This window comes from Ideonella sp. P3_A4 (assembly GCF_056403075.1).
This window is the reverse complement of the sequence record NZ_JBFUGE010000240.1, coordinates 1-8,929: the sequence shown is the minus strand read 5'-3', so window position 1 is coordinate 8,929 and position 8,929 is coordinate 1. Positions and strand designations below refer to the sequence as shown.

11 protein-coding genes are annotated in these 8,929 nt (G+C 67.8%); 1 reads left to right on the top strand and 10 read right to left on the bottom strand.

Annotated elements, in window-relative coordinates; genetic code table 11:
* Positions 1-382 (bottom strand): GAF domain-containing protein (locus AC1DYI_RS19675; RefSeq protein WP_477205823.1); only part of this gene is annotated, 382 nt, incomplete at its 3' end.
* Between the two features lie 193 nt (positions 383-575).
* Between AC1DYI_RS19675 and AC1DYI_RS19670 the strand changes: the two genes are divergently transcribed.
* A complete protein-coding gene (locus AC1DYI_RS19670) occupies positions 576-851 on the top strand; it encodes a DUF2277 domain-containing protein (RefSeq protein WP_477205822.1) in 276 nt (91 codons plus the stop codon).
* Between the two features lie 26 nt (positions 852-877).
* Here AC1DYI_RS19670 and AC1DYI_RS19665 read toward each other — a convergent pair whose 3' ends face one another.
* From AC1DYI_RS19665 to AC1DYI_RS19625, 9 genes are all read right to left on the bottom strand, one after another.
* Positions 878-2,554 (bottom strand): sensor histidine kinase, encoded by a 1,677-nt coding sequence (locus AC1DYI_RS19665; protein ID WP_477205821.1) that lies wholly within the window; start codon positions 2,552-2,554, stop codon positions 878-880.
* A 106-nt stretch (positions 2,555-2,660) separates the two neighbouring features.
* A complete protein-coding gene (tpiA, locus tag AC1DYI_RS19660) occupies positions 2,661-3,464 on the bottom strand; it encodes a triose-phosphate isomerase (RefSeq protein WP_477205820.1) in 804 nt (267 codons plus the stop codon).
* 31 nt (positions 3,465-3,495) lie between these two features.
* Positions 3,496-4,638 carry an ABC transporter substrate-binding protein gene (locus tag AC1DYI_RS19655; RefSeq protein WP_477205819.1) on the bottom strand — a complete coding sequence of 381 codons (1,143 nt, stop codon included), beginning with the start codon at positions 4,636-4,638 and terminating at the stop codon, positions 3,496-3,498.
* Between the two features lie 7 nt (positions 4,639-4,645).
* A complete protein-coding gene (dhaK, locus tag AC1DYI_RS19650; RefSeq protein WP_477205818.1) occupies positions 4,646-5,629 on the bottom strand; it encodes a dihydroxyacetone kinase subunit DhaK in 984 nt (327 codons plus the stop codon).
* Positions 5,630-5,708: 79 nt separating this feature from the next.
* Positions 5,709-6,359 (bottom strand): dihydroxyacetone kinase subunit DhaL, encoded by a 651-nt coding sequence (dhaL, locus tag AC1DYI_RS19645; RefSeq protein ID WP_477205817.1) that lies wholly within the window; start codon positions 6,357-6,359, stop codon positions 5,709-5,711.
* 44 nt (positions 6,360-6,403) lie between these two features.
* Complete coding sequence (locus AC1DYI_RS19640) at positions 6,404-6,601, bottom strand: hypothetical protein (protein ID WP_477205816.1); 198 nt, start codon at positions 6,599-6,601, stop codon at positions 6,404-6,406.
* Between the two features lie 24 nt (positions 6,602-6,625).
* A complete protein-coding gene (locus tag AC1DYI_RS19635; protein WP_477205815.1) occupies positions 6,626-7,636 on the bottom strand; it encodes an ABC transporter ATP-binding protein in 1,011 nt (336 codons plus the stop codon).
* Positions 7,629-8,735, bottom strand: a complete 1,107-nt coding sequence (locus tag AC1DYI_RS19630) for an ABC transporter ATP-binding protein (protein ID WP_477205814.1) — start codon at positions 8,733-8,735, stop codon at positions 7,629-7,631. The genes AC1DYI_RS19635 and AC1DYI_RS19630 overlap by 8 nt, the downstream gene beginning before the upstream one ends.
* A gap of 1 nt (position 8,736) precedes the next feature.
* Positions 8,737-8,929 (bottom strand): hypothetical protein (locus AC1DYI_RS19625; protein ID WP_477205813.1); only part of this gene is annotated, 193 nt, incomplete at its 5' end.

Sequence of the window (8,929 nt, the reverse complement as noted above, 5' to 3'; positions counted from 1 at the left end):
GCGTCAGGTCGCCGGTCAACCGCGGGTCGTTGCGCCACAGCTCGATCGCGCCGACATGCTCGGCGCTGTCGCCACACAGCAGCACCACCACGCACGCCAGCTGCTGGTCGGCAAAGATCGGCAAGGCCACCGCGCAACTCAGGCCGGCTGCATGCGCAGCTGCCGTGCGACGAAAGTACGAACCTTCGAAGCTGCGCAGCAGCACCGGCCGCCGGTCCTCCCAGGCACGGCCCGGCAAACCCTCGGCTCGTCCGAAACACATGCTGCGGCTGATCGCGCCGAAGGCCGGCGCCTCGTCGAACCAGCCGCCCCCCAGTTCCAACAGAGTGCCGTCCGGCGACGGCACCCACACCTCGGCCACGCGGATGAAGGTTTTGCCCATGCCGGGCACCAAGCATCTTCCGCGCCAAGCGCGACGCTCAACCGCCGTGCGGCGTCACCAGCGCAGTGCCGCGGTCTCCTTGCAGATCGCACCGCCGCGGTCATTGCGAGACGACCGCAGCAGCCCTTTGAAACGCAGGGATGCCGGGACGGGCTAATCTGCCCGTCTTGCTCCGCGCAGAAGCCACCTGACCATGTGCCGCAACATCAAGACCCTGTTCAATTTCGATCCGCCCGCGACCGAGCTGGAGATTCGCGATGCGTCGCTGCAATTCGTGCGCAAGCTCAGCGGCTTCAACGTGCCGTCGAAAGCCAATGAGGAGGCATTCGACCGGGCGGTGGAGGAAGTCGCGGCAACGGCCCGGGCGCTGATCCGTTCTCTGGTCACCACGGCCGAACCGCGCAACCGAGAGATCGAGGCCGCCAAGGCCCGCGCCCGTTCGGCCGAACGCTTCGGCCCTCGCCCCTGAGGCGCCACGCAGCCTCTCGCTCGCGACTATTCGTGGCCTTGCGCCATCGCCACCGTGGCCTTGCCATCCTCGGTGCGCATCTCACCGTCACGGGACACGTGCAGCACAACGGCGAACGTCGTCCCCTGCCCGACCGTGCTTTGGACTTGCAGCTCGCCGTCCATCGATGCCACCAGTTCCTTGCAGATCAGCAGCCCAAGGCCGTGGCCCGACACGTTGGAGGCCTCGGCACCTAACCGTTCAAAAGGCCGGTACAAGCGGGCCATCTGGGCTTCGGACAGGCCGGGCCCGGTGTCCTGGATCTCGATCCGGGCCCGTTCGCCCCGCGCCACGGTCACACGGATCTGGCCGCCCTCGCGGTTGTACTTGATTGCGTTGGTCAGCAGGTTGACCACCACCTGGCAGATCGCCCGGCCATCGCCCAGCGCCTGCACCGGCGCCTGGCTGTCGAACCTGACGCTGATGGAGCGCGCCAGCGCCTCGCGTTCGACGATGTGCATCGCATCGCGCACCACCGCGACAAGGTCGACCGACTTGCTCGCAATCGATGCGTTCACCGTGCCCGTTCGGCCCAGCTCCATCAACATGTCCAGCACATCGACCATGTGCCAACCTGTCTTGGCGATCTGGGCCACCCAACGTTCCACCGCCGCACTGTCGTCCGGGGCGTTGCGCATCTGGATCAACTGCGCCAAACCCACGATGGCGTTCAGCGGTGTCCGCAGCTCATGCCCGACCTTGGACACCAGCACCGACTTCGCCTGGCTGCTGGCTTCGGCCCGCTCCTTGGCGCGGCGCAACGCCCTTTCGCGCCGCCACAGCTGCGCCTTGGCCTCGAGGCTCTGCGTCACATCCCGCGCCGAGCCGCGGTAACCCCGCAGCGATCCATCGGCATTGAACAGCGGCACGGCGCTGCGCGACACGTAGCGTGTGTGGCCCTGGGCCTGCTCCTTGGTCACCAGGCGAACAATGGCCTCGCCCTGGCGCAGCACGGCGTGGAAATCCTTCAGCGGCAACTCAGGCTCGCCCAGCCAGTTGACCACCAGGCCGGACGGGATCAACTCACCAATCTTGGGCGGCCAGAACGCGTGGTGCGGCCCGGTGGGCACGGCACCGTGGACCCAGGTGTAGCGGTACTGCTCATCGGTCTCCCAGACCCAGTCGCCCGACGCACGCGCCACGTCTTCTAGCCGTCGGGTCACGAGCGTCGACTCGCGCAGGCGCTGCTGCAGCATGCAACGCTCCCGCAGCGATTCAGCGATGACCAGCAATGGTCCGTCATCCGCGCGTTGCAGGTCGTGGCAGGCAGCGTTCACCAGCGTCAGCGATGCCAGCCGGCCCGAACCGACGGCCCAGCTCATCACGGCCAGGCTGCGCAGACCGAAGCGGCGCTTCAGCGCCAGCACTTCGGCACAGGCCCGCGCGCCCCAGCTGACCTGCAGGCGGATGCCACCGTCCACGCGCCCAGACTTCGCGACCGCTTCGATCGCTTGACCGAGGTCGCGCGCCGCATCGGGCAAGTGGCCACCCACGACGGCGGCCTGGCAGCCGCCCGGGGCAAAGATCACCGCAGACGCCACCACGCTGCCCCGCACCCACTCAATGGTCGTCGACCAGTTGATGTCGGCGGGCATGGGGATGTCGACTCGCAGGCGGTTCTGCTGCTGCAGCACCACGTCTTCCTGGACCTTGATACAACACATCACCACTTCCTTCGCATGCGCCGCCAAGCAAGACTCTGCGGCCGAACAACACCCCTCCGAAGTTTCTTGCTCTGCTGACACCCGGGCCACTGCGGCGGGCCACTCTTCAACTGGCGCGGTGCAGCGAAGCGCCGTCAGTCCGGGGTGGCGCACGGGCCACGCCGCAATGGGTTGCTGCCCAGCAGATGTCCATGAAGTCGGCCGGCACCAGCGAGGCCTTGCCCACCAACACGCCCGCCACCAGTTCACGCGCCAGGATCGACTCGGCATTGCGCGGCGTCACGCTGCCGCCATAGAGGATGCGCACCGCTGCTGTCGTGAGGCTGACTTGGAAGGCGAGCATCTCCGCGATCAGGCCATGCGTATCGTCGATCAATCCAGGCGTCGCGCTGCGGCCCGAGCCGATGGCCCAGATCGGCTCATAGGCGACGACGATGGAGGCCATGTCGGGACCCAACACACGCGCCAGCTGCAGCAACTGCCGACGCAACACCAACGCCGTCTGATTGCCGTCGCGCTCGGCCTCGCTTTCACCGACACAGACGATCGGGACCAGCCCCGCCGCCAGCGCCCGCCGCGCCTTGCTGGCGACATGGCCATCGGTGTCGCCGTGACGGTCGCGGCATTCGGAGTGGCCGACGATCACGTAGCGGGCACCGAATTCGCGGACCATGCGCGCCGAGATCTCGCCAGTGAACGCACCATCGTCCTCGGCCGAGCAGTTCTGTGCACCCCAGCGCAACGGCGTGGCAGCAAACCTGGCCTGCGCCACCGACAGCAGCGGATAGGGCACACACAGCGCCGCTTCGCAGCCAGGCCAGTCACGCGACGCGGCTTCGCCGAACGCACGCAGCAAGGTGCTGGAGCCATGCATTTTCCAGTTGCCGATCACCAGCTTCGGCGTGTTCATTGGCCCTCCCGCAGCGCTGCCCCGGCGGCGCTCATTTGACGAACTTTCCGCTGCGAGTGAACACGGTCAGGTCGATCTGCGCGGGCGCACGACGCGACTTGCCATAGAAGGCGCCGACGAACCCACCGAAGTCGCGGGGCGGCAGGCTGTCGAGTGCCTCGGCCAGCTTGGCCGGCGTCGGCTCGCGCATGCGCCGCAGACCATCGACGAGCAGGTTGGCGCTCAGGTAGGCCTCCATGCTGGCGAACGAGGCTTCGATCTGGTGGCGCGTGCAGAACGCCATGAAGTTGCGCCCGACGACCGAAGCGGCGCTCCACGGGAACGGCACCACCTGCGTCACCGAGACGCCAGGGGCCCGCGGGCCCAGCATCTCCATCAACGCGTTGCCGCCCACCGTCGACAGGGTGTAGAAAAGGCCCGCGTAGTCGGCTTGCCGAGCCGCCTCGACGAAGCGCGCGCTGGCCACATAGTCAGCCCCGAGCAAGATGGCCTCGGGCCGCCCCGCCAAGACAGACATCACCGCGCCGGGCAGGCTGTAGCGGCTGCCTTCATGGTCCACACTGCTGATCGACGCGACGGCGTCACCGCGCGACTCGAAGGAAGAGATCAGCGCGTCGCGCAGCTCCCAGCCCTGCGAGTTGTATTCAGACACCAGCGAGACGCGGCGAATACCGAGCTGGTTGGTGTGCCGCGCGATGTACTCGATCTCGTCCAGGTGGCTGGCGCGCAGGTGGTACATCCACGGCAATGCGCCAGAACGCAGCTCCTGCGAGCCGCTGACAGGCGCCACATAGGGCAGCCCCTCGTCCGCTGCTGCGCGCGCGCCGACGCGGTGAGCCCCGGCACCCACAAAGCCGAACAGCCCGATCACCTGGTGCTGCGACGTCAACAGCTTGACGTTGACCGCCGTGCGCTCGGCACGGTCCTCGTCGTCGAGCGTCACCAGCTCGAGCTCGCGCCCGCCGATGCCGCCTTGCGCATTGACCTCTGCGAAGACCGCTCGCGCCGCGTCCCGAAACGCGATGCCGACCCGGGCCAGTGGCCCGGTGACGGGTGCCGATTGCCCGAGCCGGATCGGCGGCACGCCGTTGCTGTGTGACGGCACCGTCGCCGTTGTCGCCAGCGGAGCGAGCAGCGGCGCCGGCAGACCGAAAAGCAATGCTCTGCGCCGCATGATGGGCTCACCAGCGCAGGGCGGCCGTGTGCACCGGCGCGTCCCACAGCTCTTTCATCTCGTCGTCCAGCAGCGTCACGGTCAGCGACGCGCCGGCCATCTCGAGCGCAGTGGTGTAGTTGCCCACCAGCGAGCGCACCGGCTTGAGCCCTTGCRCACGCAACCGCTCGGCGGCGCAGTGGTACAGCAGGTACAGCTCCATCTGCGGCGTGCCGCCAAACCCGTTCACGTGCAGCAGCACTTCGCTGCCGCGCTGCGGCTTCAGGTCGGCCAGGATCGCGCCGAGCAGGTCGTCGACGATCAGCCCGGCCGGCTTGACCTTCTCGCGCCGGCGGCCCGGTTCACCGTGGATGCCGACGCCGACCTCCATCTCGTCGTCGCCGATGTCGAAGGTGGTGCGGCCAGCCGCCGGTACCGTGCAGCTGGTGAAGGCCACACCCATCGATGCGGTCGCCGCATTGACGCGGTCACCGATCGACTTGCACTCCAGCAGCGAAGCGCCGGCCTCGGCCGCCGCGCCCACCATCTTCTCGACCATCAGCGTGCCCGCCACGCCGCGCCGGCCGGTGGTGTGCTTGGAGTTCTCGACCGCCACGTCGTCGTTGACGAGCACCGTGGCGTTCTCGAGATCGAGCATCTCGCTGGCCATCTGGAAGTTCATCAGGTCGCCGGCGTAGTTCTTGACGATGAACAGCACGCCGCGGCCGGAATGCACCGCCGCAGCCGCCGCGAGCATCTGGTCGGGCGTGGGTGAAGTGAACACCTGCCCTGCGCAGGCGGCATCGAGCATGCCCTGGCCCACGAAACCTGCGTGCAGCGGCTCATGCCCGGAGCCGCCCCCTGACAGCAGCGCGACCTTGTTGGTGGCCCGCTTGGCGCGAGCGACGAAGGTCGGCTCGAACTCGACGCGCAGCAGGCCGGGATGGGCCTCGACCAGCCCGCCGAGCGACTCGCGCATCACCGAGTCGATGTCGTTGATGAACTTTTTCATGCGGCCTCCTGCCGAGCCGCCTCAAAGGAGGCCGACGCCCCCTCGGGGGGCAGCGAACGAATGTGCGCGTGGGGGTGGTTCATGCGGCCTCCTGCGACAGAGCGGACGGCAGCACGGTGTCGCAGACGGCACCGATCGCCACCTCGCAGGTCTTGCAGCCCGGGTCGATGTGGCCCAGTGCGCGCTCGCCGAGGAAGGAAGCGCGTCCCTTGCTGGCGATCATGTCGCGCGTGGCCAGCATGTTGCGGTTGGCTTCTTCCTTCAGCTGCGCGCACAGCTCGGGCAGCGGCGCGTCGTCATCGACGAGCCTGATCAACAGCCGCGACACGGGGATCAGCACGTCGAGCATCGTCTTCTCGCCGACATCGGCCTTGCCGCGCTGCTTGATCGCCTCGACACCGCTGGCGAACGCGGCGGCGAACTCCGCGCGGTCGGGCTCGGCCAACCCTTCGAGCTCCTTGCCCATGGCCATGAAAAAGCTGGCGATCAGCGGGCCCGAGGCGCCGCCGATGGTGCCCAGCAGTTTCATGCCGATCTTGTGCAGCGCGAGCGCGGGCGGCAGGTCCCGCAACTCGGCGCTGAGCGAGACGGCCACTTCGCAGCCGCGCCTCACATTGATGAAGTGGTCGCCATCGCCGATCGCGCGGTCGAGCGATTCGATCTGCGCTTCGTTGGTCAGGATGGCGCGCTGCACGGCAGCCACCGCCTCGAGAATCATGGGGGTATTCAAGGTCTCTCCTTGTTGCTTGGTGGGGGTCGCGCCCGGACGGCTGGTCAGTGAAGGGAGGCGGGCTGCACGTCGGGCATCGTGAACTCACGGCCCACCACAGTCCTGGCGTAGAGGTAGTTGGTGCGGGCACGCTCGCTCAAGGTGTCCAGGTCGACGTGGCCCGCCTTGTCGCACGGGAAGACGTAGGCCCGGCCCGGGTCGAACAGCGAGCGGAAGCGCAACAGGTAGGCGTGTTCGTTCATGATCGGTCTCCTTCGCATGACGCGTCAGGCGGCGAGCCGCCGCCCTGCGGCGTCGAAGAACATGCAGTGCTTGGGCGGGAAGGTCATCTGCACCTGCGCGCCCGGCACCAGGGCCTGGTCGAGCATCGTGCGGGCACGCACCTCGACCCCCATCCGTTCCGCCACCACCAAGTGCTTGACCAGCGAGCACTCGATGACGGCATAAGCCTGCGAGCCCGCGGCGGCAGACAGCTGCACGTCCTCGGGCCGAATCGCCACGTGCATCGCGCGCGGATCGGCGGTGCCCGCGAACCACGAAGCCGGCAGCACATTGATCGTCGGCGAACCCAGGCGCTGCGCAACGTCGATCGACTGCGGTTGGTCGTAGATCTGCAGCGGCGTCCCCACCTGCTGGATGCGGCCGTGTTCGAGGATCGCGATGCGATCGGCCAACGTCGTTGCCTCGACCTGGTCGTGGGTCACGTAGACCACGGTCGCGCCGCTGCTGCGTTGCAGCCGCTTCAGCTCGACGCGCAACTCCTCGCGCAGCCCGGCATCGAGCGACGACAGCGGCTCGTCCATCAGGTACACGCGTGGCTCGCGCACCAGCGCACGACCGATCGCCACCCGCTGCATCTCGCCGCCCGACAGCGCGGTCGACTTGCGTTGCAGCTTGCCTTCGATGTGCAGCATCGCGGCGACGCGCTCGACGCGGCGCTTGATCTCGGCCTCGTCGATGCGGCGCATCGGCGCGCGCAGCGGGAAGGCCATGTTGTCGTAGACCGTCAGGTGCGGATACAGCGAGTACTGCTGGAACACGAAGGCGCAGTCGCGCAGCGCGGGGGCGACAGGCGTCATGTCGGCGCCGTTCATGCACACGCTGCCGGCGTCCGGCGTTTCGAGCCCGGCGATGAGGCGCAGCGTGGTCGTCTTGCCGGCGCCGCTCGGGCCCAGCAGCACGAAGAACTCGCCATCGGCGATCTCGAGCTGCATGTCGTCGACGGCGGTCACCTCGCCGAAACGCTTGGTGATGCCTTGAAGGGTGATGCTAGCCATGGCGCATGCTCGGTCGGTGGGCGGTGGTGGTGGCGCTCGGCAGCAAGCGCTCGGTGTCGGCATCGAAAAGGACGAGGCGGTTCTTGTCGAACCCGAGTCCGATCCGGTCGCCTTCGGCTGGCCGCGTGCCCTTGTCGACAAGGGCTTTCAGCACGCCGGCGTCGGTCTGCAGCTCGGCGATCCAGTGCGACCCGAAATACTCGACGCCCTTCACCTGCCCGGCGAGACCTTCGCCTGCCGGCATCAGGCGCACATGCTCGGGGCGGATGCCCAGCAACGCGTTCTCGGCGGGCGCCTGGACGGTGGGCACATCGACCGGCTGCCCGTCGACCTGCACCTGGCGGGCGCCAGCGGCAACAGCGCCGCGCACCTTCAGCATGTTCATCGGCGGGCGGCCGATGAACTTGGCGACGAACACGCAGGACGGGAAGTTGTAGATGCCGTGCGGATCGTCGGCCTGCAGGATGTCGCCGTTGTTCATCACCACGATGTGGTCGGCCAGCGCCATCGCCTCGTTCTGGTCGTGCGTGACGAACACGGTGGTGGTCTTCAGCCGCTCGTGCAGCTTGCGCAGCTCGACGCACATCAGCTCGCGGAACTCGGCATCGAGCGTGCCCAGCGGCTCGTCCATCAGGAACGCCTTGGGCTCGCGCACGATGGCCCGGCCGAGCGCCACGCGCTGGCGGTCGCCACCCGCCAGGCCACCGATGCGCGAGCCCAGCAGGTGCTCGATGCGCAGGATGCTCGCAACCTGCTTGACGCGCTTGTCGATCTCGGCGCGCGGCACGCCCTCGTTGCGCAGCGGGAACTCGAGGTTGTCGCGCACGCCCATGTGTGGGTACAGCGCGAACAGCTGAAACACCATCGCGATGTCGCGTTCACGCGGTCGCAGGTAGGTGACGTCCTGCCCGTCCAGCGTGATCTGGCCGGCGCTGGGGAATTCGAGCCCGGCGACCATGCGCAAGGTCGTCGTCTTGCCGCAGCCCGAGGGCCCGAGCAGCACGACGAACTTGCCGTCTTCGAGCACCAGCGAGGAGTCGCGCACCGCGGTGAAGTCGGCGAAGCGCTTCTGCAGGTTCTGGATTCGGATTTCAGCCATGTCAGTTCTCCGGCAACTTGCCGGCAATGGAATAGCCGATGACGCCCGCCAGCAGCACGGTGAACCCGTAGCTGTAGACCTCGATGGCCCAGGGCTGCATCAGCATCGCGAGGCCAATGCCGATCAGCGCGGTGGTGCCGTGTTCCCACGGCGCGCGGCGAAAGTAGCGTTTCATTTCCTGATCGCTCCGAAGG

What these genes read in the sequence shown, in the direction of transcription:
- AC1DYI_RS19640 (WP_477205816.1), bottom strand. Translation starts at nt 6,601, where the DNA reads ATGAACGAACACGCCTACCTGTTGCGCTTCCGCTCGCTGTTCGACCCG.
- AC1DYI_RS19630 (WP_477205814.1), bottom strand. Translation starts at nt 8,735, where the DNA reads ATGGCTGAAATCCGAATCCAGAACCTGCAGAAGCGCTTCGCCGACTTC.
- AC1DYI_RS19665 (WP_477205821.1), bottom strand. Translation starts at nt 2,554, where the DNA reads ATGTGTTGTATCAAGGTCCAGGAAGACGTGGTGCTGCAGCAGCAGAAC.
- AC1DYI_RS19635 (WP_477205815.1), bottom strand. Translation starts at nt 7,636, where the DNA reads ATGGCTAGCATCACCCTTCAAGGCATCACCAAGCGTTTCGGCGAGGTG.
- AC1DYI_RS19670 (WP_477205822.1), top strand. Translation starts at nt 576, where the DNA reads ATGTGCCGCAACATCAAGACCCTGTTCAATTTCGATCCGCCCGCGACC.
- AC1DYI_RS19655 (WP_477205819.1), bottom strand. Translation starts at nt 4,638, where the DNA reads ATGCGGCGCAGAGCATTGCTTTTCGGTCTGCCGGCGCCGCTGCTCGCT.
- tpiA (WP_477205820.1), bottom strand. Translation starts at nt 3,464, where the DNA reads ATGAACACGCCGAAGCTGGTGATCGGCAACTGGAAAATGCATGGCTCC.